The organism is gamma proteobacterium symbiont of Axiagastus rosmarus (genome assembly GCF_059730925.1).
Map to the genome: position 1 here is coordinate 3,879,055 of NZ_AP035925.1, position 24,317 is coordinate 3,903,371.

Consider the following 24,317-nt stretch of genomic DNA (forward strand, 5'->3'; position numbering starts at 1 on the left):
ACTTGCACGTGTTCCCGCCCAACCGGGCGGGCTTTTTTGCAGCAGCACGTGCATGCGCACCATGTCACGCATCAGATAAAGGCAAACGCATCGCCATACATCTGCGCTTCTAACGCACCACGTTCGGCACAGAAGCGCTCGCGGGCAATTTTTGCCATCTCAAACCGGCCAGCAATATAGATATCGTGTCCGCTCAGGCTGGCATAGTCCTGCATCACCGCGGTCAGCACCGTGCCGCTGCGCCCCTGCCAGTCCTCCGCTGGCTGCTCCACCACCGGAATCACTTTCAGGTTCGGATGCTTCACCGCCAGCGCATTGAGCTCATCCAGATCGTACAGATGTCTCAGCTCGCGGCCGCCCCAGTAGATAGCGATATCGCGATCCGGCTGCTGCGCCAGCGCGGTCAGCAGAATCGAACGCGCATAGGAGAAGCCGGTGCCGCCGGCAATCAGCACAATCGGCCGCGCGCTGTCTTCACGCAGCCAGGCGTCGCCGTGCGGCATATCCACGGTGATCTGCCGATCGTTTTTGATGCGATCCATCACCGCCATGGCGTACAGGTTCAGCTCTGAGGCACCAATGTGCAGCTCAATGATGTCCTTTTCCATTGGCGTCGATGCCAGCGAAAACGGGCGCTTGTCGCGCTCATCCATCACCACCATCAGATACTGGCCGGCGCGGAAGCTAAAATCCGCCGCCGGAATTAACCGCACGCGGTAAACCGTGTCCGTAATTGCTTCAACCGAAGTCACTTTGCAGCTTAACATCGTCATAGGTGCCCTTTTTTATGGTTCTCAGCCGCCATCAGCGCTGCGGCGGCTCGGCAAAGATCGCTAACTCATCCCAGATTGCATCAATACGCGCCGTAACCGCAGGATCTTTCACAATCGGCGTCCCCCATTCACGCTGGGTTTCACCCGGCCACTTGTTGGTGGCATCCAGTCCCATCTTCGAGCCAAGTCCGGAAACCGGCGAAGCGAAGTCGAGATAGTCAATTGGCGTGTTTTCTACCAGTACCGTATCACGCGCCGGATCCATCCGCGTGGTGATGGCCCAAATCACGTCGTTCCAGTCACGCGCGTTGACGTCATCGTCACACACAATCACAAACTTGGTGTACATAAACTGGCGCAGGAACGACCACACGCCGAACATCACGCGCTTGGCGTGACCGGCATACTGTTTTTTAATCGTCACTACCGCGAGGCGATAAGAGCAGCCTTCCGGCGGCAGATAGAAATCCACAATCTCCGGGAACTGTTTGATCAGAATCGGCACCAGCACTTCGTTCAGCGCCACGCCCAGTACCGCGGGCTCATCCGGCGGACGGCCGGTGTAGGTGGAGTGGTAAATCGGGTTGCGTCGCTGGGTCACGTGCGTCACGGTAAACACCGGGAAGCTGTCTACTTCATTGTAGTAGCCGGTGTGATCGCCGTACGGCCCTTCCGGCGCCATGTCGCCCGGTTCGATGTAACCTTCCAGCACGATTTCGGCGCTGGCCGGCACTTCCAGATCGTTCGAGACGCACTTCACCACCTCGGTTTTGTTGCCGCGCAGCAGACCGGCAAACGCATATTCCGATAGCGTATCCGGCACCGGCGTGACCGCGCCAAGAATGGTGGCCGGATCGGCGCCCAGCGCCACCGCCACCGGGAAGCGTTCACCGGGATGCGCTTTGCACCACTCCTGGAAATCCAGCGCGCCACCGCGATGCGACAACCAGCGCATGATCACCCGATTTTTACCAATCACCTGCTGACGATAAATGCCGAGATTCTGCCGCTCTTTATGCGGTCCGCGCGAGACGGTTAATCCCCAGGTAATCAGCGGCGCCGCATCGCCCGGCCAGCATTTCATGACCGGGATGCGCGCCAGATCGACCTCGTCACCGCTGAAAATCTCTTCCTGACACGGCGCATTGCGCAGCCGTTTGGTCGGCATGTTCAGCACCTGTTTGAACTGCGGCATCTTATCGAACAGATCGCGAAACCCTTTCGGCGGCTCCGGCTCTTTCAGAAACGCCAGCAGCTTACCCACCTCGCGCAGTGCGCTGACCTCTTCCTGGCCCATACCCATTGCCACGCGCTTCGGCGTGCCAAACAGGTTGCACAGCACCGGCATGCTGTAGCCCTTCGGGTTTTCGAACAGCAGCGCCGGGCCACCGGCCCGCAGCGTGCGGTCGGCGATTTCGGTCATCTCGAGGACAGGATCGATCTCCTGAGTGATGCGCTTTAACTCGCCGCGCTGTTCCAGCAGCGCGAGAAAGTCTCGTAAATCCTGATATTTCATGCGGCGTTAGTCTTCCGGCCAGAGTGAAGCGTCATTATAAGTTTGTTCACGCCAGCGTGTTTGAGTTTCTGCGTCAGGCGGGCTGACAGGAAAACGGCACCAGCGACTGCAGGGCCAGCACATCGTGATAAGCGGCAATCGCTTCACCGTGACGGAACACTTTGAAATCTTCACCGCGCGCGCTGTAGTAGCGCAGACGGTTCTCACTGACGTGCAGGAAGCTGGCTTCACGCAGCGCAATCACCGACTCCTGCGGATTCACCGCGCAGAACTCGGCCAGACGCTCATCACGGGTTTCGCCCATATGGCCGCTGACGTGCGCATCAAGATAGTGAGGATTGATTTGCACCGGGAACAGCCCGAGCGCAGGCAGCACCACGCTGCTGCGTACCGGCATATCATTGGTGGTGCGAATCGACGGTGCCGCCACGTTGCAGCCCGCGCTCCAGCCAACGTAAGGGACATCGCGCTCGCGCACTGCGCGCTGAATCGCCACGATCAGCCCCTGCTCGTGCAGCATCTGGTTCAGCAGCCAGGTATTGCCGCCGCTCACCAGAATCAGCTCCGCCTGCTCAATGGCCGCAACCGGTGTCTCGAACTCGTGTACCGTGCGCACCGGAATACCCAGTGACTGAGACAACGCCTGCGCACGCAGGGCATGATCGTCACGAATAATGGCGTAGGGCACCAGCACCGCCGAGGTGATGCCGCGCTGGGCAATCATCGCGTGCAGCTGCGGATGCGCATAGCTCAGCAGCGGCGCATCGTCGGCCACTTTGCCATTGCTCAGTAAAAACAGTTCCATCAGCCCGTCCTTTTTCTTCGTCTAATGGGTTGGCAGTCTGATACAGATGATCGCCAGACGTCAATTTTCTTGCTGAAAAGCGTTAGTTCGCCGCACCAATCGGAAAATTCGTAGAGATTTTTCTTCTGTGACCGGGTTTCCGGCCGCCGATGCGCTATAACTCTGACAACAGGTTTGTTATTCTTAGCGTCCATTATTTGGGAGCAGTTATGGAATCCTGGTACTTACTCTATTGCAAACGTGGTCAGCTGTTGCGCGCGAAGGAGCATCTTGAGCGGCAGGAGGTGAATTGCCTCAGCCCGATGATCGCTCTGGAGAAGATTGTGCGCGGCAAACGCACCACCGTGAGTGAGCCGCTGTTTCCCAACTATCTGTTTATCGAATTCGATCCGGAAGCGATTCACACCACCACCATCAGCAGCACGCGCGGCGTCAGCCACTTTGTGCGCTTTGGCGCCATGCCCGCGACGGTGCCGTATGAAGTGATCGAAGCGCTGCAAACCGATGCGCCGCAGATCCTGCTGGATCCGGAAACGCCGCAGGTCGGTGATGAAGTGCTGATCACCGACGGCACCTTTGAAGGGCTGCGCGCTATTTTTGCCGAGCCCGATGGTGAAACCCGCTCAATCCTGCTGCTTAACCTGCTGAATAAACAGGTGATGCGCAGCGTGGACAACAAGCAGTTCCGTAAGGTTTAAGCCAGTCTGAATAGCTGACGCGCATTGTGGTCGACGCGTGCCGCCAGTGCGTCTGGCTGTTCACCACGCCAGTGCGCCACCTGCTGAACGATATGCGGCAGAAAGCAGGGTTCGTTACGGCGCGAGGTCGGACGCGGACGCATATCGCGCGGCAGCAGATAGGGCGCGTCCGTCTCCAGCAGCAGACGATCTGCCGGAATCAGCGGCAGCATGTCACGCAGCGCCATTCCGCGCCGTTCATCGCACACCCAGCCGGTAATGCCCACCGATAACCCCAGCGCCAGGCAGGCTTCCAGCTCGTCACGCGTGCCGGTAAAACAGTGCACCACCGCGCCCACCAGTTTCGGCAGCCACGGCTGCAGCACCGCCAGAAAACGTTCATGTGCCTCACGACAGTGTAAAAACACCGGCAGCTGCAGTTCCGCCGCCAGCTGGAGCTGCGCATCAAACGCGTACTCCTGCTGCTCGTGCGCGGAAAGATTACGGTTGAAGTCGAGTCCGCATTCACCAATCGCCACCACCTGCTCGCTGTCAGCCAGGCGGCGCAGCGTACTGGCGGTTTCCGCCGACCACTCGCTGGCATGATGCGGGTGCACGCCGGCGGTCGACCAGCAGTAGCCCGCGTGCCGGGTCGCCAGCTGACGCGCCTGCTGGCTCTCCAGGGCATTGGTGCCGGTGATTAACAGGCCGGTGACGCCTGCTTCGCGCGCGCGTTTTACCACCTGATCGCGATCTTTTGCGAATTGCGTGCTGGTCAGGTTTACACCGATATCAAACATGTTTGCTCCCCATTCCGTCTTCAAGCGACGGATAGAAAAACCGCCCGGCAGGCGGGCGGTTAAGATTCATCATCACCCCATCAGCGGGATGCCCTGCATAAAAGACATCAGGCGTCGGGGTTCTGTTCCTCATCGTCTGCCGCCTGACGTCCTTTACCCACATAGTAGCGGGAGAAGAATACGCCGACTTCAAACAGGCAGTACATCGGAATAGCGAGCAAAGTTTGCGAGAAAACGTCCGGCGGTGTGAGCAACATCCCAACCACAAACGCGCCGACCAGAATATAGGGCCGTTTCTTTTTCAGATCGTCCGGGCTGGTAATGCCGGTCCAGCACAGCAGCACGATGGCAATCGGTACCTCAAACGCCACGCCAAACGCCATGAACAGCGTCATGACAAAGTCGAGGTAGTTAGTGATGTCCGTGGCGATGGTGACGCCCTGCGGCGCGGTTTTGGCGAAGAAGCCAAATGCCAGCGGGAACACAATGAAGTAGGCAAAGGCCACGCCGACATAAAACAGCAGCGTACTGGAGAACAGCAGCGGCATCACCAGGCGGCGCTCATGGCGATACAGCGCGGGGGCGACAAACGCCCAGACCTGATAAAGAATCACCGGCACCGCAAGAAATACCGACACAATGATGGTCAGTTTGATCGGCGTAAAGAACGGTGAGGCCACGTCGGTGGCGATCATGCTGGCACCGGCGGGCATCTGGCTAATCAGCGGCGCTGCCACCGCGTGATAGATGTCGTTGGCGAAGTAAACCAGACACAGGAAGATAACAAACACCGCGATGATGCAGTTCAGCAGACGCTTGCGCAGCTCAATCAGGTGGCTGATGAGCGGTTGGGTATCTTCAACGGCCATGTTTATCGTTCATCTTTTACGGGAGGAGTGGTCGCAGGCGCGACGGAATCGGTGTGGCTGGTGGCTGGTGCAGGCTGCGGCGCCTGCGCCGGGGCGCTGGCCTGATGTGCCGCGCTGGCCGGCGTCACGACGCTGTGCGGCTCAGCGGGCTGCGGTGCGGCAGCGGGCTGTGGCGCGGCAGCGGGCTGTGGCGCGGCAGCGGGCGGCTGATGAATGGTGTTGGCTTCATCTTCCGCTTTTTCGATATCGATGCTCTGCTGCACCGAGCGCTTCATGGAGTCCGCGGTTTTACGCAGCTCTTCCATGGATTGCTTCAGCTCCGGCGACAGCGTGCCGCGTCCTGCCTCTTCGACCTTTTTCAGGCTGTCCTGCAGCTCCTGCAGTTTCAGCTCCTGGGCCAGTTCGTTCTGCACATTAGCAGCCAGCGAGCGAATGGCCCGGATCCAGCCAACAACGGTTTTCACCGCAACCGGTAAGCGCTGCGGGCCCAGTACAATCAGCCCGATCACGAACACCAATACCAGTTCACTAAAACCAATATCGAACACAGTTTTACCTTACTTGTCCCGGGCGTCGTCTTTGCTCGCCGGGGTGTGCTGTTTGTCTGCCAGTTTGGCGTTGAAGTCAGCGTCCTGCTCTTTCGGTTGATCCTTTTTCTCGTCTTCATCGCTCATGGCTTTTTTGAAGCCGCGAATGGAAGAGCCTAAATCCGAACCCAGGTTACGAAGCTTATTGGTACCGAACAGAAGTACAACAATGACGGCAATGATTAACAATTGCCAAATACTGATACCGCCCATGAGATATGCCTCTAATATTCTGTGAAAAACGGTTAACTGTAACGCACAGAAAGTCCGTTTTTACCCGGACTTAAGCCTGCGACATTACGCGATTTGCACCAGGCAGACAATCAGTTTGTCTTGCGCCAGCCGATGAGCCAGGTGACGATGCCGGCGGCCATTAACAGCGCCGGGAAGAAGTCCCAGTCAGGCCGGCTCAACAGCACGGCGGTGCCACTTAATAACAGTGTAGCCCCGACGCCAAACAGATAACGTGCCTGATGATGACGAGTGCGCTGCGCGTTCAAATCGGTGACGAGTTTATCGACACTGTGCTGCAATAACTTGTGCTGGCGCATACTGTCGTAAAAAAGCTCCGGCAGCTCCGGCAGTTTCTCCGCCCAGAACGGCGCCTTCTCTTTCACCGCCCGCAGGATGGCCGGAATGCCAATCTGATCCTTAATCCAGTCCTCCAGGAACGGCTTGGCGGTTTTCCACAGATCGAGCTGCGGATAGAGCTGACGACCAATGCCCTCGATGTACAGCAGGGTTTTCTGCAGCAGCACCAGCTGCGGCTGCACTTCCATATTGAAACGGCGCGCGGTGTTGAACAGATTGAGCAGCACGTGACCAAAGGAGATTTCCGCCAGCGGCTTTTCGAAAATCGGCTCGCACACGGTGCGAATCGCGAACTCAAAATCTTCCACGTTGGTATCCGGCGGTACCCAGCCCGAGTCGACGTGCAGCTCGGCCACTTTGCGGTAGTCGCGGTTGAAGAAGGCGATGAAGTTTTCCGCCAGGTAGCGCTTATCTTCTTTGTTCAGCGAGCCAACGATGCCGCAGTCGATGCCGATATACTGCGGGTCTTCCGGATGCTCGTAGCTGACGAAGATGTTGCCGGGATGCATATCGGCATGGAAGAAGCTGTCGCGGAACACCTGGGTGAAGAACACCTGCACGCCGCGTTCGGCCAGCAGCTTCATGTTGACGCCGTGCTGCTCCAGCGTGGCAACGTCGGAGATAGGAATGCCGTAAATGCGCTCCATCACCAGCATGGTTTCGCTGCAGTAGTCGGAAAACACTTCCGGCACGTACAGCATGCGGCTCTGGTCAAAATTGCGACGCAGCTGAATCGCATTGGCGGCTTCACGCAGCAGATTGAGTTCATCAATCAGCGTTTTTTCGTAGTCGCGCACCACTTCCATCGGACGCAGACGGCGACCGTCCGGCAGCAGACGTGGCACCCAGCGCGCCAGGCGGTAAATCAGCTTCATGTCAGCTTTGATCACCGGCAGGATATCCGGGCGAATCACTTTGATCACCACTTCGCGGCCGTTGGATTTCAGCGTCGCGGTATGCACCTGGGCGATCGAAGCCGATGCCAGCGGTTTGATATCGAAGTCGTCGAACCAGGTTTCCACCGGGCCGCCAATCGAACGCTCAATCTGCGCTTTGGCTTTCACGCCGTCGAACGGTGCCACGCGGTCCTGCAGAATCGCCAGCTCATCGGCAATTTTCGGCGGGAACAGGTCGCGGCGCGTCGAGAGCATCTGACCGAACTTGATCCAAACCGGACCGAGCTGCTCCATGGCCAGACGCAGACGGATGCCCATCTCAGCTTCTTTGTGCCGGTTGGGGATCCAGAAAACACAGCGTCGCCACAGCCGCAGCGGCAGCGTAATGCGCATATGCGGAATCAGTTCATCCAGCCCGTAGGTCAGAAAAACTTTGATAATGAAGTATAAGCGCCGAATTTCTCCCAGCGTCATTTCGCCTCCAGCTGTGCCAAACGCGCCTCAAACGCATTAAGCGCACGTTCCATCGCTTCTACCTCCTCACAAAACCACGCCTGCTCCAGCGCCCCCGGTGCCACGCGCCACTCTTCGGTCAGCACCTGCCCCAGATAATCCTGACGGCGGGTGACCTGCTGTCTGAGCTGGGCCAGCGCACGCTGAGCGGCCTGGCTGATGCCCTGTGCCGCGATGTCGCCCACCCACGGCGCGAGATATTCGGCCGGGTCGAGTTCAGCCAGATCCATCAGCGCGGAGAATTGCTGTACCACCTGCAGATCGCCTTCCACGTCCAGCTCACCGCTGCGAATCAGGCTGGTCAGCTGCTGACGATCGCGCAGCTTAGGCAGCGTGCTGAAACGCAGGCTGACGCTGCAGTCGCTGCGGTCCTGCCAGTCACTCAGCACATCCAGCTGGTTTTCACTGAACACCAGCACCAGCGGAAAATCCAGCTCCTGCAGGCGCAGCAGCAGGACTTTGCCGGCCAGACGCTGGCGTGCGGTTTTCAGGCTGCGATCGCGGTACAACACACGGTTCAGGGCGGTCTCAAGACCGCCGGTGATGAGAGGGGTAAAAGTCATGATTAATCAGAACTTAAAGCCACGATGCAGCGCCACAATGCCGCCGGTCATGTTGTAGTAGCTGGTATTTTCAAAGCCAGCGTCGTTCATCATCGCCTTCAGGGTTTCCTGATCCGGATGCATACGAATCGACTCCGCCAGGTAGCGATAACTCTCCGCGTCTTTTGCCACCAGTTGGCCGATGCGCGGCAGAATGTGGAAAGAGTAAGTGTCGTAGGCTTTGCTCAGCGGATCGAAAACCGGTTTAGAGAACTCCAGCACCAGCAGACGACCGCCTGGCTTGAGCACGCGGAACATCGACGCCAGCGCCTTCTCTTTTTCGGTCACGTTACGCAGGCCGAAGGAGATGGTGATGCAGTCGAAATAGTTATCCGGGAACGGCAGCGCTTCTGCGTTAGCCTGCACGTAGCTGACGTTGCCGGTTACGCCGAGATTGCGCAGCTTTTCGCGTCCCATCTTCAGCATTGAGCTGTTGATGTCCGCCAGCACCACCTGACCGGTTTCACCGACCAGGCGCGAGAATTTTGCCGTCAGATCGCCGGTACCGCCGGCCAGATCCAGGACGCGCTGACCGCGGCGCACGCCGCTGCTGTCGATGGTAAAACGCTTCCAGACGCGATGGATGCCGAACGACATCAGATCGTTCATCAGGTCATATTTCGCCGCGACGGAGTGAAACACGTCCGCGACTTTATCGGCCTTTTCACTTTTGGCGACGGTCTGAAAGCCAAAATGGGTAGTTTCCTGCTGTGATTCATCTGCCATCGGTTTTACCTGTTCCACAAACAATACTTCCCGAAGTGTATCAGAGTCGGGCGATCCGAGCACGCCACCGGCGTGTTATTCGTTGATGCGGCGCAGGGAAGCGGCGGAAGAATCTGCCGCATTTTCAGCGGGCTCGCTGTCATCGGCCCATGTATCATCCGCCGCGTCGGGCTGCGCCTGCTCTGCCAGTTGCGGGTTGATGGGCCGTTTGATCTCCACGCCAAGCGCACGAAACGACTCACTCTGGGCGATCAGATTGCCGCGCCCCTGCGCCAGCTTTTTCATCGCCAGCTGATAACTCTGCTGCGCTTTGTCGAGGCTATGTCCGATGCCGCTCATGTCATCGACAAACAGCCGCATCTTGTCGTACAAGCGCGCAGCGCGGTCGGCGATGCGCTGGGCATTACGGCTCTGATGCTCATAGCGCCACAGATTATTAATGGTGCGCAGCGCCACCAGCAGCGTGGTCGGGCTGACCAGCATAATGTTTTGCTGCAGCGCTTCGCTGATCAGCTCCGGCTGGCGGTCGATCGCCAGCAGAAACGCCGGTTCGACCGGAATAAACATCAGCACATAATCCAGCGAGCGTAAACCGGGCAATTGTTGATAATCTTTACGCCCCAGCAGCCGGATATGGCCACGCACCGCGTTGATGTGCTCCTGAATCGCCTGTTCGCGCGTCAGCTCATCGTCGGCGTTGAAGTAGCGCTCGTAGGCAATCAGCGTCATTTTGGCGTCAATCACCACATCTTTACCCTGCGGCAGACGCACAATCACATCCGGTTGCATACGGCCCTGCTGCTCCAGCTGCACGCTGACCTGAGTCTGATACTCGTAGCCTTCGCGCAGGCCTGAGGCCTCCAGCACCCGGCTGAGCACCACTTCGCCCCAGTTGCCCTGAATTTTATTGTCGCCCTTCAGCGCTTTGGTGAGGTTGATCGCTTCCTGCGCCATCTGCGCGTTGAGCTGCTGCAACTGGCGAATTTCGTGCGCCAGCGTGTGGCGTTCACGCGCTTCCTGGCCGAAGCTGTCGTTGACCTGGCGGCGGAAGCCGTCCAGCTGTTCGCGCAACGGGCCGATCAGGCTGTTGAGGCTCTGCCGGTTCTGCTCGTCGACGCGTTTTCCGCTGTTTTCGAAGATTCGGTTGGCGAGATTTTCAAACTGCGCACTCAGGCGCTGTTCGCTGTTGGTCAGCAGACGCTGCTTCTCCTCAGCGGCGAAACGCGTCTCTTCTAATCGAATGGTGACTTCCCGCAGTTCGGCTTCCTGCGCGCTGTTAACTTCCAGCTGATTGCGCAGCTCGCGGCTGAGCTGTTCACTCTCGGCCCGCCAGTAATCCAGCTGCTGCAGGCGCTCCTGCGCGCCGCTTAGCGTGCCGTGAAGCTGGCGCAGCTCCTGTTCGCGCTGCTGCAGTTGCTGTTGCAGCTGTTCCAGCTGCTGCTGCTGACGCTGCTGCGCCTGTTCCAGCAGGCGGCGTTCGGTGGTGAAGCTGGCGTGCTGATGGCCGGCGCGCAGCTGGGCAATAATCCAGCCAATGCCCAAACCGGCCAGCGCCAGCGCGCCGCTGATGATAAGTTGCTGATCCATAATCCCCCCGCGGATCGTCTCGCTGAGGAGAAGGTAGAGCGCCACTGTATGAATGTCCAGAACATTCATGGCAACCCGCGGATTTTATCGCGGGCGCGATGGGCACCGTCCGGGCAACTACAGGGCGCGTACGGTCAGGTCGCCGGCTTTCCAGGCGTCAATCAGGAAAAACGGCATCGGCAGCACCCATTCGCTGTCGCTTTTCACCTTCGCCGGATAGCACCAGCTGTTGCCGCCGTAGGTCAGCTCCACCTGCTGCTGGCCATTTTCGGCGTTGGCCACTTTGCCGGCCATGCTGGCGAAACCGGCGTTGCTGCCGACGTGGAAGCTGTCGGTCTGCCAGCGAATCGGCGCATGCGCCGGCCACGGCTGCGCGTGGTGGAAGTGAAAGATATCGTCGTGATTGAGGATGCTGTCGCGTACCGTGGGCCACAGCGCTACCTTGAGGAAGTACTGGTCGGTAAAGCGCTCGCTGCCGTCATACTGCGCGATAAAGTCGCGCATCTGCTGTTCCACGTTGTGAAACACGCCGTGACAGCCGCCCCACATGCCGGCCAGTAACAGCTCGGTGTGCGAGTAATAATCGCGCATGTGGTGGAACCAGAATGGCGAAGCCAGCCAGGCGTCGACGGCCGCCACTTCGCGCTCTGACAGCAGCGAATCCGCATCCCGCAAGATGTAGCGTTTTACGCTGGCATCGTCCATCACCAGAAAGCGCCACAGCGTAGGGAAAATGGTTTTCTCCTGCGACATATCCACCAGCTGGGTGTTTGGCTGGGTCAGGCGCTGCCACACGTGCTGCGGCACACTATCGTCGAGATAGATGCGGCACATCCAGTCCGGATAGAGCTCGCGCGCCACCTCAACGTTTTTAATCAGGGTTTCGCAGTAGCGCGGCTGACCGCCGTACAGGCTGAAGGAGATGATATTTTCTGCCGGATTGCTGCGGTTAATCGGCGCAGGCGCCGGTGCGGGAAAAGTCGCTTTCGCGCCCTGACTGAAACGCATGTCGGATTGGGTGAGCGATTCCAGTCCATAACGCGCCACTTCATCTGTCTTATCCAGCCAGCCACACACTTCCGTCAGGCCATCCAGCCAGGTTTCCGACGCCTGCGCGCGCTGCGCCGCCGGTGCCTGATAGATTTTCTGGTAAATCTTGTAGGATTTTTTATGTTCGCCGACGCGCATCAGCGTCAGCGCGTAGTCGCTGAGCACCTGCATCTGGTTAGGCATGACGCGCAGCACTTCTTCGCAGCACTGGCGCGCCAGAGGATAATCTGACGCGGCCATTGCCTGACGAAAGCGCGCGGCGGCACTCTCAACGCGGGCCTGCATTGCAGCAGGGCGGCTGGTAAAACCCGGACGTGGGATAGAGATCGTTTTGCGCATAGGAAATTTCTCAGAATCGGCTGAAATTGCGCGCATTCTAATCAGGCAATTGCTGAGCTCCCTATAAGCCTGGTCTCGAAATCATTCCCTGACTGGCGCGCTAAAGTAAACGACGCGCGGCATCCACCACAATTTTCACCGCATCGCTTTCTGTCTGCTTCATGGTGGCCGCATCCGGGATCTCTTTTTGCGTGCGATTCACGATGACGCCAGCCACCATGCCGGCACGCAGTCCCTGACTGGCGCACATGGTTAACAGTGTAGCGGATTCCATTTCATAGTTAAGTACGCCCATTTGCTGCCACTCTTTCATCGAGCCCTGGAAGCGGCTCACTACGCGTCCGGAGAAGGTGTCGTAGCGCTCCTGGCCAGGATAGAAGGTGTCTGACGAGGCAGTGACACCAATATGCGTGGTCGCGCCGCAGGCTTCTGCCGCGGCCACCAGCGCGGTGGTGCAGGCGAAATCAGCCACCGCCGGGAATTCCATCGGCGCAAAGTGCAGGCTGGCACCGTCCAGACGGACCGAGGCGGTGGTCACCAGCACATCACCCACGTTGATGTGTGGCTGAATCGCGCCGGTGGTACCCACACGCAGGAAGGTACGCACGCCCAGCTGCGCCAGCTCTTCAACGGCGATAGAGGTGGACGGACCGCCAATACCGGTGGAACAGACAACCACCGGTTTGCCGTCGATCTCCGCCAGCCAGGTGGTGAATTCACGGTGCGACGCGAGGTGCTGTGGATTCTCCATCAGCGCTGCGATTTTCTTCACGCGCTCCGGATCGCCAGGAACAATCGCCAGCGTGGCTCCTTTCAAATCGGCTTTGGTGATGCCAAGGTGGAAAACGTCAGACTGGGCCATATCAGACTCCTGGAAGATAAGGGGGAATAAGCGCGCCACTTTACGTCAGCGGCCCGGATAAATATGTGACTGAATTCACTATCAATAATGAAAGTTACATTGAACTAAAAATATTGTGTGACTCTAATCACATATTAGCGGTCTGCTGCGCTGAATTGCTACAAGCGGTGCTGTGTAACCGTAAAAGGCAGTGTTAATAGAGAAGCAGATCAGGTTAACCATCCCCCGTACCCTACGCCAGCCTTGCCGTAAGGCCAGGCTATAGTTACGTGATTGCGCACTTGCTAGCACGGAGAGAACCATGAAAACCGAAGACAATATGGCACAAAAATCCGCCACCGACGGCTTTGCGCCAGCGGTGCAGCCCACCGCAGCCAGCACCATCATTACCGCCAGCGATGCCATTCACGCGGGCGAGACGTCCGTGCCGAGCCAGGGTGAGAACCTGCCGGCTTATTATGCTCGTCCGCAACAGTTTAGCGGCACGCTGCCGGTCGTGCTGGTGGTGCAGGAAATTTTCGGCGTGCACGAGCACATCCGCGATCTGTGCCGCCGTCTGGCACTGGAAGGCTATCTCGCCGTGGCGCCGGAGCTCTATTTCCGCGAAGGCGATCCCAACGATTACAACGATATCCCCACCCTGTTCAAAGAGCTGGTGAGCAAAGTGCCGGATTCGCAGGTACTGTCTGATCTCGACCACGTGGCCAACTGGGCGGCGCGCCACGGCGGCGATATCCGTCGTCTGGCGATCACCGGTTTCTGCTGGGGCGGTCGCATCAGCTGGCTGTTTGCCGCCCATAATCCGCAGGTGCGCGCCGCCGCCGCCTGGTACGGTCGCCTGGAGGGCGAGAAAACGCTGAAGCAGCAGAAACATCCTATTGATATTGCAGTGGATTTGAATGCACCGGTGCTGGGTCTGTATGGCGGCCAGGATGAAAGCATTCCACTGGAAAGTATCGATAAGATGCGCCAGGCCCTGCACGCGGCCAATGCCAAAGCCGAGATTGTGGTGTATCCGGAAGCTGGCCACGCCTTTAACGCCGACTATCGTCCGAGCTACCACGCCGATTCCGCACAGGATGGCTGGCAGCGCATGCTGGCGTGGTTTAAGCAGTATGGCGTCGCGCCAAACGCGGAATAAAAAAGGGGCGCCAGCGCGCCCCAACTCAACCACACAACGTATTACCCTGCTATTAAACGGTTTCGGCGCGCAGCTTCTGCGCCGCTTTTACCATGTTGGCCAGCGCCTGACGCGTTTCACTCCAGCCGCGCGTTTTCAGGCCACAGTCCGGATTCACCCACAGGCGCTGCTGCGGAATACTCTGCGCCGCTTTGCGCAGCAGATCTTCCATCCACTCCACGCTCGGTACGTTGGGTGAGTGGATGTCATATACGCCCGGCCCGATTTCGTTGGGATATTCGAACGCTTTAAACGCATCCAGCAGATCCATATCAGAACGTGAGGTTTCGATAGTGATCACGTCGGCGTCCAGCGCGGCGATCGAATCCATGATGTCGTTGAACTCGCAATAACACATGTGGGTGTGAATCTGCGTCTCGTCCTGCGCCACCGCGGCGTTGAGGCGGAACGCGTCCACCGCCCAGCGCAGGTAGGCTGCCCAGTCAGACTGATGCAGCGGCAAGCCTTCACGCAGCGCCGGTTCGTCAATCTGAATGATGCCGATACCGGCTTTTTCCAGGTCCTGCACTTCGTCGCGCAGCGCCAGCGCAATCTGTTTTGCGATGGTTTCGCGCGTCACGTCTTCCCGCGGGAACGACCAGCACAGGATGGTGACCGGTCCGGTCAGCATGCCCTTCACCGGTTTGTCGGTCAGCGACTGCGCATACTTTGCCCACTCGACGGTGATCGGCTGCGGGCGGCTGACGTCCCCGATGATCACCGGCGGCTTAACACAGCGCGAGCCGTAGCTCTGTACCCAGCCGTTCTGCGTGAAAACAAAGCCGTCGAGGTTTTCGCCGAAGTACTCCACCATGTCGTTACGCTCGGCTTCGCCATGCACCAGCACGTCGAGCCCCAGACGCTCCTGCTCCGCAATCGCCTGCCGGATGTGTTCCGCGATACCGGTGCGGTAGTGGCCGCCGTCAATGTTGCCTTTTTTGAAGTCGAGGCGCAGGCCGCGAATCTCGGTGGTCTGCGGGAAAGAACCGATGGTGGTGGTGGGCCACGCTGGCAGGTTAAAGCGCTGACGCTGCGCCTGAGCACGCACGGTGTAGCTGCTGTTGCGCTCAGTGTCTCTGGCCTGGATTTGCGCCAGACGCTGCGCCACGGCGGGGTTGTGCACGCGAGCAGAGTTTGCCCGGGCGCGAATCGGCGCGCTCCAGGCGTGCAGCGCAGCGGCATCGTGCTGGTTCAGCGCCTGACTCAGCAGCGACAGCTCCGTGCACTTCTGTAACGCAAAGGCGAACCAGCTTTTGACCTCGTCGTCGAGGCGGGTTTCCACGCTCAGGTCAATGGGGCTGTGCAGCAGCGAACAGGAAGATCCAATCCACAGTTGCTGACGCTGGCCGATCAACGGCTGCAGGCGCTCAAACCAGCGGGTGAGATCGGCGCGCCAGACATTTCGGCCATTGATCACCCCCAGCGACAGCAGCCAGTCCGCCGGGATCTGCTGGTTGAGCTGCTCAAGGTCGTCTTTGCCGTGCACCAGGTCCACGTGCAGGCCCTGCACCGGCAGCGTTTTGATGACATCAAGATTCTGACCAATGCTGTCAAAGTAGGTGGTCAGCAGCAGTTTCACTTCGCCCTGTAGCGCGTCGTACGCCGGTTTAAACGCCTCGCGCCACGCCTGCGGCAGTTCCAGCGCCAGCGCCGGCTCATCAATCTGCACCCATTCGATGCCGCGCTGACGCAGTTCAGCCAGCACCTGACGGTACACCGGCAGAATGGCCTGCAGCAGCGACAGGCGGTCAAAGGCGTCACCTTTCACCTTACCCAGCCACAAATAGGTCACCGGCCCCAGCAGCACCGGTTTGATGGTGTGGCCGAGTGCCAGCGCTTCATCCACCTCGTCCAGCAGTTGCGTCCAGCTGAGACGGAACTGCTGACCCTGGGTAAATTCCGGCACGATATAGTGATAGTTGGTGTTAAACCATTTGGTCATCTCTGCCGCCGCCGCAGGCTCACCGCTGGGCGCACGACCGCGGCCGATGCGGAACAGGGTGTCGAGGTCAATCGAGCCGTCTTTATTCTGGTGCCGTGCCGGTACGTTACCGAGCAGCAGGCTGGTGGTCAGTACGTGATCGTACCAGGCAAAATCGCCGACCGGCAGCAGATCAACACCGGCGTCTTTCTGCTGCTGCCAGTGACGGGCGCGCAGTTCACGACCCACCGCCAGCAGTTCGTCCTGTGAGCTGTTCCCGGCCCAGTAGCTTTCCTGCGCTTTTTTCAGTTCGCGGCGCAGTCCGACGCGAGGGAAACCGAGAGTATGGTTCAGAATGGTCATGTGAGATTCTCCAGAAATTATTCGCTGTGCGACAGTCGCAGCAACCGATTTACATTCATCCAGCGGGCAATCCTGCCGTGCGCTGAGCGTGTTAGCTGGACAAAGGTAAAGTGGCCGTCGCGTCTGACTGAGATGTTTAGCCGTCCAGATGTTTACACCGCTATAATCTGCGGGTACTGTATGTGTCTCAAGCGCAATTTGTTCAATCTCGATGTGAAGGACTCTCATGATCGAACTCAAACACCTGCGGACGCTGCAGGCGTTACGGCACACCGGCTCGCTGGCTGCCGCCGCCGCCCAGCTTCATCAGACGCAATCGGCGTTGTCTCACCAGTTCAGCGACCTGGAACAGCGGCTGGGCTTTCGGCTGTTCGTGCGTAAGAGCCAGCCGATCCGTTTTACGCCGCAGGGAGAGATTCTGTTGCAGCTGGCGGAGCAGATTCTGCCGCAGATCCAGCAGGCGCTGCAGGCCTGTCATGAGCCGCATCAGACCACGTTGCGCATCGCTATCGAATGCCACAGCTGCATCCAGTGGCTGACGCCGGCCCTGAACAATTTCCGTCAGAGCTGGCCGCAGGTAGTGATGGACTTCAAATCCGGCGTGACCTTTGATCCGCAGCCGGCGCTGCAGCAGGGCGAACTGGACGTGGTGCTGACGTCCGATATTCTGCCGCGCAGCGGTTTGTTCTATGCGCCGATGTTTGATTTTGAGGTGCGGCTGGTGCTGGCGCCGGATCACCGTCTGGCGCAGCTGGCCCACATCACGCCGGAAGATTTGGTCGATGAGGTGCTGATGATCTATCCGGTACAGCGTCAGCGGCTGGACGTGTGGCGTAACTTCTTACAGCCAGCCGGCGTCAGCCCGGCGCTGAAGAGCGTGGATAATACGCTGCTGCTGATCCAGATGGTGTCGGCCGGCATGGGCATTGCCGCGCTGCCGCACTGGGTGGTAGAGAGCTTTGAGCACCAGGGGCTGGTGGTGACGCGCACGCTGGGCGACGGATTGTGGAGCCGTTTATACGCGGCGATGCGCGACGGCGAGCAGCGGCAGCCGGTGCTGGAGGCCTTTGTGCGCTTTGCCCGTCAGCACGCCTGCGAGCACCTGCCTTACGTGCGCGATGCCTCGCGCCCCGGCTCCCTGCAGCCGGTCTCGTCCTGATGCCGCGGGCGGCCAATGTCGCCCGTGCTGTTATCCCCGCCCTGCCTGCTCTATAATGCGCCGCCTTAACCGCTACCGGAGAGTTTCACCATGACCAATAACGATGTGCTGCGCAGCGTGCGCTATATGCTGGATTTGAGCGACAGCAAAGTGGTGGAGATTTTTGCGCTGGCGGGCAGTGAAGTACCGCGTGAAGATGTGCAGGCGTGGCTGAAGAAAGATGACGATGAAGCGTTTCGTAAACTGCCGGATGTGCTGATGGGCTACTTCCTCAACGGTCTGATTTTCTACCGTCGCGGCAAAAGCGAAGACGCGCCGGCCCCGTCGGTTGAGCGCCGCATGAACAATAATATCTTTCTCAAGAAGTTACGCATCGCCTTCGCGCTGAAAACCACCGATATCCCGGATATCTTACTGAAGGCTAACTTCAAGGTGTCACAGGCTGAAATCGGCGCGATTTTCCGCAACCCGGATCATAAAAATTATCGCGAGTGCGGTGACCAGATTCTGCGTAACTTCCTGAAAGGCTTAACGCTGATTCAGCGGCCATCGACACCCGCGAAAAAAAGCTAAGCGCCTGAACTGCTGCTTTTGGCCGTGTGTCCCAGTACCCAGCGTTTATGCACGTACAGGGACGCAAAAATCACTATCGCCCCGGCGATAAAGCTCGGCCAGTGCGGCTTCTCCTGCCAGATCGCCAAATTCACCAGTAATCCTGCCGGCACGTGCATGTTGTTCATAATGCCCAGCGTCCCGGCATCGACCTGAGTCGCGCCGTAGTTCCACATGAAGTAACCCAGCCCGGACGCGACCACGCCCAGCCACACCAGCACGCCCCACTGCAACGTAGTGGTCGGCAGCTTGTGCGGATTGCCCCAGATGCACCAGGCGATCACCGCGATCAGCACTGCGCCGAGATAGAACCACGAGAACGCGGTGTGCTGCGGCATCGGACGGACTTCCTGCAGGCGCTTATAGCCCACCATGCCAATCGCAAAGCAAATGTTAGCCGCCTGCACCAGCAGCAGTCCGAACCAGAAATCATCGCTGACTTTGTCGTAGCGGATAATGGCCGCACCGAGCACCGCCAGCAGCGCGCTAAAGGCATAGCCAATGCGCAGCGGGCGCTTGCTGAGCAGGTCATAAATCAGTGTGACATACAGCGGCGTCATCACCGTAAACAGCAGGAATTCCGGCACGCTGAGATAGAGATAAGCCTCGAAGCTGATCAGATACATGATGCCTAATTGCAGCATGCCCACCAGCATATAGAGCAGCAACGTTGAAGCGCGGTAACCGCGCCAGCGCAGAAACGGCAGAAAGACCAGCGCCGCCAGGCCTAAACGTATCAGCACCGAGAACCAGGTATCCACCTGCCCCGCCAGATACTCCCCGATTAAACTAAAAGAAAAAGCCCACAGAATGGTGGTAACGATCAGCAACAGCACGGTTATGCATCCTAAAGTTCAACACTGGCGCTAGTGTAAACAAACTACAGCGCGCTGGCGGGATAATCTGGTTGACATGTGATGAAATTAAACACGATCGCATCTTCGCTGCCCGGTCAGCAGGCACGCGTCCGCATGGCGGGTTAACCGGCGGGCGGCGATTTTTATGAGGCGGCGCGCCGTTTTCTCTGGCACAAATGCGCGAAATCCAACATTTACTGGTTTATATCGCTCTTTATTGTCATAAAACTGTAACATATGTGTCACACGTCACAGTAACTGCGCGTAACCATCACTATTCTGTGCGCGAAATGGAAAGGTTGCTTTCTGTTCGCTGTCGTACTTTGTTTTTGCCCCAACCTGCTGGGAATCGATAACTATATTGCGCCCTGGAGGGCCATTCTGATGTTGAGTATTTTTAAACCTGCACCACACCAGCCCCAGGTGGCGGACGATCGCGTCGATCCGCTCTATCGTCGTCTGCGCTGGCAGATCTTCTTCGGCATTTTCTTTGGCTACGCCGCCTATTATCTGGTGCGCAAAAACTTTGCGCTGGCGATGCCTTACCTGGTCGAACAGGGCTTTTCCCGCGGCGACCTTGGCTTTGCCCTCTCCGGCATCTCCATCGCCTACGGTTTTTCCAAATTCATCATGGGATCGGTCTCAGATCGCTCCAACCCGCGGGTATTTTTGCCCGCCGGCCTGATTCTCGCCGCCGCCGTGATGCTGGTGATGGGCTTCGTGCCGTGGGCAACCTCGAGCATCATGGTGATGTTCGTGCTGCTGTTTCTGTGTGGCTGGTTCCAGGGCATGGGCTGGCCACCGTGCGGACGCACCATGGTGCACTGGTGGTCGCAGAAAGAGCGCGGCGGCATTGTGTCGGTATGGAACTGCGCGCACAACGTGGGTGGCGGCATTCCTCCGCTGCTGTTCCTGCTCGGCATGGCGTGGTTTAACGACTGGAAAGCCGCGCTCTATATGCCGGCGTTTGGTGCCATCCTCGTCGCCATCATCGCTTTTGCGCTGATGCGCGATACGCCGCAGTCGTGCGGTCTGCCGCCGATTGAGGCATGGAAGAATGACTATCCGCCGGATTATAGCGAGAACCACGAACAGGAGCTGACGGCGAAGCAGATTTTCATGCAGTACGTGCTGCCGAATAAGCTGCTGTGGTACATCGCGCTGGCCAACGTATTCGTTTATCTGCTGCGATACGGCATCCTCGACTGGTCACCGACCTATCTGAAAGAGGTGAAGCACTTCACGCTGGATAAATCCTCGTGGGCCTATTTCCTGTACGAATACGCCGGGATTCCGGGCACGCTGCTGTGCGGCTGGATGTCGGACAAGGTATTCCGCGGCAATCGCGGCGCCACCGGGGTGTTTTTCATGACGCTGGTGACCATCGCCACCATCATTTACTGGCTGAACCCGCCGGGCAATCCGGGCATAGATATGATCTGCATGATCGTCATTGGCTTCCTGATCTACGGTCCGGTGATGCTGATTGGTCTGCACGCGCTGGAGCTGGCACCGAAAAAAGCGGCCGGCACTGCGGCAGGCTTTACCGGTCTGTTCGGCTATCTCGGCGGATCGGTGGCGGCCAGTGCGATTGTCGGTTACACCGTGGATTTCTTCGGCTGGGACGGCGGTTTCTTAGTGATGATTGTCGGATCGGTGCTGGCGGTGGTGTTACTGCTGCTGACCATGGTCAGCGAGCATCGCCACAAGCAGCAGCAGGCATAATCTGAGCGGGCCGGTGAATACCGGCCCGTTTTATTCAGGCGAGGAACAATTTGCGCAGCGTCTGCGGCACCGCGTCATCGGCGTTGCTGCCAATCACTTCCAGCGTCGGCAGGGTATCTTTCAGGCGCTGATGGGCGTTACGCATGATGCAGCCTTTGCCCGCCATACTCAGCATCTCGACATCATTCATGCCGTCGCCAAACGCGATGCACTCTTTCAGCGAATAGCCCAGCTGTTTCGCCACCGCTTCCAGCGCGTGCCCTTTCGAGACGCCGCCAGCCATCACTTCCAGACAGGTGGGCAGCGAGAAACTGACGTTAACCCGGTCACCCCAGCGCGCTTCAATCGCCTGTTCCAGCGGAACCAGATGCTCCGGATCGTCGCAGGTGAAGAACACTTTGCTGATGCCGTCGGTGGCCAGCATGCCTGGCTGATACACCTGATAGGTGAACACCGATTCCTGGAAAAACTCCGCTTCCTGCGGATTATGGCGGCTGATGTGCCACTCATCGTCGCGGTAAACGTGCGTCAGGATTTTCTCATCGTGATACTTCAGGCCATACAGCTCGCTGGCGATATCGCTGTCCAGATTGTGGCTGAACACCAGTTCGCCATCGGCGTTATGCACGCGCGCGCCGTTTGAGGTGATCATATACGCCGGAATGCCGAGCTTATCGCGCATCTGACCGACGTCGATGTAGTGGCGTCCGGTGGCAAAGATAAAATGCACATCGCGCGCCACCAGTTCCTGCAGCGTGGTGCGGGCAAACGGCGTCAGACGATGTTGCGGAGAAAGCAGCGTGCCATCCAGGTCGGATGCAACGATGTGGTACATGTAGGCCTCTGGTATTGATGTCTAAGAATACATTAGTCACGGTGGCGCTGATAAAAGTCGACCACCGCATTGAGCGCTTCGGCGCGCATGGCGTCTGTTTCAAACAGGATCTCGTGACGCGCGCCCTGAATGATGTAAGGCGTGGTGCCTTCCACCGCATGTCCCGCTGCCGCCATGGCTTCACAGAACAGATCCTGCGCGCGGTTATCCACCACGTCGTCTTCACTGGCCTGCAGCAGCAGAATCGGTGTCGTAATCTGCGCCACCTGATTAAGGATATGGCGTCCGGCCTGAATCCCTTCCCGCACCCAGTGATAGGTGGGGCCGCCGACGCGAATCGCCGGATCGTCGGCATAAAAGCGCAGATTGCGACGATAACGTTCGCGACTGTGCGTCAGCCGGTTAATGCCAAACGGGCTGGCGCGCCAGCGTCCGGTGCCCAGCGCGTAGCCGTCGCGCAGCGCGGGCAGCTTTTCCGCCCAGTCGAGAATACGGTGCGCCAGAAACGGCGGCAGCGGCAGCACGATACCAAACATCGGCGCACAAAACACCGCCGCGTGGAAGGCCTGCGGCTGACGCGCCAGGAACAGCGCCACAATTGCGCCGCCCATCGAGTGCGCCAGCACGTAGCGCTGCTGATAGTGATGGCTGACGATCTCTTTCAGATACAGCGTTTCCAGATCGTCGACATAATCGCTGAACTCCACCACGTGACCGCGATGCGAATCGGCCAGCAGCCGGTCTGAACGCCCCTGACCGCGATGGTCGATAATCACCACATCGTAGCCGCAGTGGAACAGGTCATAGGCCAGCTCGGGGTATTTGATGTAGCTTTCAATGCGTCCGGGCACAATCAGGATGACACGGCGGTGTTGCGGTGAGGTGAAGCGCACATAGCGAATGGTCAGATTGCCCACGCCGCTGAATTCACACTCTTCACGCTGACGCCAGAAGTCGAGCAGCGGACCGGTAGCAAAGGCTGAAAAAGCGTGCTCACGTCCGAGCCAACTCTGTTTATGCTGCTGCATCCGTCCCCCTGAAAAAACGTCAAACGCGGCTCTGCACTTAATAGCGCAGCGCGATTTTCTGGCGTATTGTGTCACACTTCACTCTCTTCAGGGAATGTCACCCATGACCATTGAATGGTGGTTAACCTACCTGTTAACCACGACCATCCTCAGCCTCTCGCCCGGTTCCGGCGCGATCAACACCATGAGCACCGGCATCAGCCACGGCTATCGCGGTGCGGCAGCCTCAATTACCGGATTACAGCTGGGTCTCGCCGTGCATATTGTGCTGGTGGGCGCCGGTCTGGGCGCGCTGTTTTCGCAGTCGGTGCTGGCGTTTGAGGTACTGAAATGGGCGGGCGCGGCCTATCTGGTGTGGCTTGGCATTCAGCAGTGGCGCTCAGCGGGCGGAATCGATCTCAATGCGGTGGCCAAAGCGATGCCGCGTCGTCGTCTGTTTCAGCGCGCGCTGCTGGTGAATCTCACCAATCCGAAGAGCATTGTGTTTCTCGCCGCGCTGTTTCCGCAGTTTATCGTGCCGCACCAGCCGCAGCTGATGCAGTATCTGGTACTCGGCGTGACCACCATCGTGGTCGACATCATTGTGATGATTGGTTACGCCACGCTGGCGACGCGCATTGCTGGCTGGATCAAAGGTCCGAAGCAGATGAAGCTGCTGAACCGGGTGTTTGGTGGCTTGTTTATGGCGGTCGGCGCACTGCTGGCCAGCGCACGTAAAATGGCGTAACGATTGGCACTGATCGTAGCGGCACGCTTTATCGCGCCCAGTTGAAACGCGCAATAAATTGCGCCGCTACGGTTCGGGATCTTATCGGGAGATGATGAGGTGAATACCAAACCCGGCAAACAGCACGCCCGCCATACCGTCCACCCACTTCGCCATCCGCTGATACTTATCGCGCATCCACGGCAGGGCAAAAATCGCCGCCACCAGGGTAAACCAGGCAAAGGTTTCACCGACGATCAGCAGGAACAGGCCCCAGCGCTCAATCGCGCCCACATCGTTACCCACGAACAGTGAAAACACACTGCCGAAGTAGATGATGGCTTTCGGGTTAGACAGGTTGGTGAGAAACCCTTTGAGGAAGCTCATGCCACGCTTTGGCAGCTCAACCACCGGCGCTTCCGTATGAGGTTGCTTGTGACGCTGACGCGCCGAGCGCAGCAGCTGCCAGCCCATCCACAGCAGATACAGCCCGCCACCGACCATGATGATTTCATGCAGCCACGCCATTTTCTCCAGGATCAGATGCAGGCCCATCAGCGCGACACCGGCCCAAATCACAATCCCCAGCGTAATGCCGAGCACGCCCATCATCGCCTCTTTGCGCGAGCGGCTGGCGGCGGTCTGTGAGACAAAAAAGAAGTCCGGTCCCGGACTCATCAGCGCAACCAGATGCACCAGCGCGACGGTGGCAAATAACATCAGCATGGTTTATTTCCC

General features: G+C 58.6%; 24 protein-coding genes. 6 read left to right on the forward strand and 18 right to left on the reverse strand.

Going from position 1 to position 24,317, the window contains the following annotated elements; all coding sequences use genetic code 11:
* Nucleotides 1-71 precede the first annotated feature (71 nt).
* From fre to pepE, 3 genes are all read right to left on the reverse strand, one after another.
* Nucleotides 72-773, reverse strand: coding sequence for an NAD(P)H-flavin reductase (gene fre / locus AC6I8F_RS18290; protein WP_498028326.1), 702 nt, complete (start codon nucleotides 771-773; stop codon nucleotides 72-74).
* Between the two features lie 31 nt (nucleotides 774-804).
* Nucleotides 805-2,289: a 4-hydroxy-3-polyprenylbenzoate decarboxylase gene (gene ubiD / locus AC6I8F_RS18295; protein WP_021506941.1), complete on the reverse strand. Its 1,485-nt coding sequence runs from the start codon at nucleotides 2,287-2,289 to the stop codon at nucleotides 805-807.
* A gap of 73 nt (nucleotides 2,290-2,362) precedes the next feature.
* A complete protein-coding gene (pepE, locus tag AC6I8F_RS18300; protein WP_498028327.1) occupies nucleotides 2,363-3,094 on the reverse strand; it encodes a dipeptidase PepE in 732 nt (243 codons plus the stop codon).
* Nucleotides 3,095-3,303: 209 nt separating this feature from the next.
* Here pepE and rfaH point away from each other — a divergent pair, with 209 nt between their 5' ends.
* Nucleotides 3,304-3,792: a transcription/translation regulatory transformer protein RfaH gene (gene rfaH / locus AC6I8F_RS18305; protein ID WP_031279607.1), complete on the forward strand. Its 489-nt coding sequence runs from the start codon at nucleotides 3,304-3,306 to the stop codon at nucleotides 3,790-3,792.
* Here the strand turns inward: rfaH and tatD are convergent.
* From tatD to udp, 10 genes are all read right to left on the reverse strand, one after another.
* Nucleotides 3,789-4,571: a 3'-5' ssDNA/RNA exonuclease TatD gene (gene tatD, locus AC6I8F_RS18310; protein ID WP_058758125.1), complete on the reverse strand. Its 783-nt coding sequence runs from the start codon at nucleotides 4,569-4,571 to the stop codon at nucleotides 3,789-3,791. The genes rfaH and tatD overlap by 4 nt on opposite strands.
* 107 nt (nucleotides 4,572-4,678) lie before the next feature.
* Nucleotides 4,679-5,440, reverse strand: coding sequence for a Sec-independent protein translocase subunit TatC (gene tatC / locus AC6I8F_RS18315; protein ID WP_021506945.1), 762 nt, complete (start codon nucleotides 5,438-5,440; stop codon nucleotides 4,679-4,681).
* 2 nt (nucleotides 5,441-5,442) lie between these two features.
* On the reverse strand, nucleotides 5,443-5,988 hold the full coding sequence (gene tatB, locus AC6I8F_RS18320; protein WP_498028328.1) for a Sec-independent protein translocase protein TatB: 546 nt from the start codon (nucleotides 5,986-5,988) through the stop codon (nucleotides 5,443-5,445).
* A gap of 9 nt (nucleotides 5,989-5,997) precedes the next feature.
* A complete protein-coding gene (tatA, locus tag AC6I8F_RS18325; RefSeq protein ID WP_010618194.1) occupies nucleotides 5,998-6,240 on the reverse strand; it encodes a Sec-independent protein translocase subunit TatA in 243 nt (80 codons plus the stop codon).
* Between the two features lie 110 nt (nucleotides 6,241-6,350).
* Nucleotides 6,351-7,988 carry a ubiquinone biosynthesis regulatory protein kinase UbiB gene (gene ubiB, locus AC6I8F_RS18330; RefSeq protein ID WP_021506947.1) on the reverse strand — a complete coding sequence of 546 codons (1,638 nt, stop codon included), beginning with the start codon at nucleotides 7,986-7,988 and terminating at the stop codon, nucleotides 6,351-6,353.
* Nucleotides 7,985-8,590, reverse strand: a complete 606-nt coding sequence (gene ubiJ / locus AC6I8F_RS18335) for a ubiquinone biosynthesis protein UbiJ (protein ID WP_058758122.1) — start codon at nucleotides 8,588-8,590, stop codon at nucleotides 7,985-7,987. Before ubiJ ends, ubiB begins: the two co-directional genes overlap by 4 nt.
* A 6-nt stretch (nucleotides 8,591-8,596) precedes the next feature.
* Complete coding sequence (gene ubiE / locus AC6I8F_RS18340; RefSeq protein WP_021506949.1) at nucleotides 8,597-9,355, reverse strand: bifunctional demethylmenaquinone methyltransferase/2-methoxy-6-polyprenyl-1,4-benzoquinol methylase UbiE; 759 nt, start codon at nucleotides 9,353-9,355, stop codon at nucleotides 8,597-8,599.
* A gap of 75 nt (nucleotides 9,356-9,430) precedes the next feature.
* Nucleotides 9,431-10,942: a DNA recombination protein RmuC gene (gene rmuC, locus AC6I8F_RS18345; RefSeq protein ID WP_021506950.1), complete on the reverse strand. Its 1,512-nt coding sequence runs from the start codon at nucleotides 10,940-10,942 to the stop codon at nucleotides 9,431-9,433.
* 117 nt (nucleotides 10,943-11,059) lie between these two features.
* Nucleotides 11,060-12,331 carry a tetratricopeptide repeat protein gene (locus AC6I8F_RS18350; RefSeq protein ID WP_498028329.1) on the reverse strand — a complete coding sequence of 424 codons (1,272 nt, stop codon included), beginning with the start codon at nucleotides 12,329-12,331 and terminating at the stop codon, nucleotides 11,060-11,062.
* A 100-nt stretch (nucleotides 12,332-12,431) separates the two neighbouring features.
* Nucleotides 12,432-13,193 carry a uridine phosphorylase gene (gene udp, locus AC6I8F_RS18355; protein WP_021506952.1) on the reverse strand — a complete coding sequence of 254 codons (762 nt, stop codon included), beginning with the start codon at nucleotides 13,191-13,193 and terminating at the stop codon, nucleotides 12,432-12,434.
* 301 nt (nucleotides 13,194-13,494) lie between these two features.
* On the opposite strand from udp, the gene AC6I8F_RS18360 reads away from it, so the two are divergent.
* Nucleotides 13,495-14,334: a dienelactone hydrolase family protein gene (locus AC6I8F_RS18360; RefSeq protein WP_021506953.1), complete on the forward strand. Its 840-nt coding sequence runs from the start codon at nucleotides 13,495-13,497 to the stop codon at nucleotides 14,332-14,334.
* Between the two features lie 52 nt (nucleotides 14,335-14,386).
* Here AC6I8F_RS18360 and metE read toward each other — a convergent pair whose 3' ends face one another.
* On the reverse strand, nucleotides 14,387-16,657 hold the full coding sequence (gene metE, locus AC6I8F_RS18365) for a 5-methyltetrahydropteroyltriglutamate--homocysteine S-methyltransferase (RefSeq protein ID WP_278428347.1): 2,271 nt from the start codon (nucleotides 16,655-16,657) through the stop codon (nucleotides 14,387-14,389).
* Between the two features lie 226 nt (nucleotides 16,658-16,883).
* On the opposite strand from metE, the gene metR reads away from it, so the two are divergent.
* Together metR and AC6I8F_RS18375 are read left to right on the forward strand one after the other, a co-directional pair.
* Complete coding sequence (gene metR / locus AC6I8F_RS18370) at nucleotides 16,884-17,816, forward strand: HTH-type transcriptional regulator MetR (protein ID WP_498028330.1); 933 nt, start codon at nucleotides 16,884-16,886, stop codon at nucleotides 17,814-17,816.
* Between the two features lie 90 nt (nucleotides 17,817-17,906).
* Entirely contained in the window at nucleotides 17,907-18,389 is a 483-nt protein-coding gene (locus AC6I8F_RS18375) for a YehS family protein (RefSeq protein WP_021506956.1), read from the forward strand.
* Here AC6I8F_RS18375 and AC6I8F_RS18380 read toward each other — a convergent pair.
* The gene (locus AC6I8F_RS18380) at nucleotides 18,386-19,264 is read right to left on the reverse strand and encodes a carboxylate/amino acid/amine transporter (protein WP_260641720.1); all 879 of its coding nucleotides are present in this window, start codon (nucleotides 19,262-19,264) and stop codon (nucleotides 18,386-18,388) included. The two genes, AC6I8F_RS18375 and AC6I8F_RS18380, sit on opposite strands and share 4 nt — an antisense overlap.
* A 405-nt stretch (nucleotides 19,265-19,669) precedes the next feature.
* Here AC6I8F_RS18380 and glpT point away from each other — a divergent pair, with 405 nt between their 5' ends.
* Nucleotides 19,670-21,010, forward strand: coding sequence for a glycerol-3-phosphate transporter (gene glpT, locus AC6I8F_RS18385; protein ID WP_021506959.1), 1,341 nt, complete (start codon nucleotides 19,670-19,672; stop codon nucleotides 21,008-21,010).
* 34 nt (nucleotides 21,011-21,044) lie between these two features.
* Here the strand turns inward: glpT and yigL are convergent, their stop codons facing one another.
* Nucleotides 21,045-21,845, reverse strand: a complete 801-nt coding sequence (gene yigL, locus AC6I8F_RS18390) for a sugar/pyridoxal phosphate phosphatase YigL (RefSeq protein ID WP_058758117.1) — start codon at nucleotides 21,843-21,845, stop codon at nucleotides 21,045-21,047.
* Nucleotides 21,846-21,877: 32 nt separating this feature from the next.
* Nucleotides 21,878-22,873 carry a lysophospholipase L2 gene (gene pldB, locus AC6I8F_RS18395; protein ID WP_058775518.1) on the reverse strand — a complete coding sequence of 332 codons (996 nt, stop codon included), beginning with the start codon at nucleotides 22,871-22,873 and terminating at the stop codon, nucleotides 21,878-21,880.
* A gap of 103 nt (nucleotides 22,874-22,976) precedes the next feature.
* Here pldB and rhtB point away from each other — a divergent pair, with 103 nt between their 5' ends.
* Nucleotides 22,977-23,600, forward strand: coding sequence for a homoserine/homoserine lactone efflux protein (rhtB, locus tag AC6I8F_RS18400; RefSeq protein ID WP_021506962.1), 624 nt, complete (start codon nucleotides 22,977-22,979; stop codon nucleotides 23,598-23,600).
* Nucleotides 23,601-23,681: 81 nt separating this feature from the next.
* On the opposite strand, the gene rhtC is transcribed toward rhtB, so the two are convergent.
* Nucleotides 23,682-24,305: a threonine export protein RhtC gene (rhtC, locus tag AC6I8F_RS18405; RefSeq protein WP_021506963.1), complete on the reverse strand. Its 624-nt coding sequence runs from the start codon at nucleotides 24,303-24,305 to the stop codon at nucleotides 23,682-23,684.
* Between the last annotated feature and the right edge of the window lie 12 nt (nucleotides 24,306-24,317).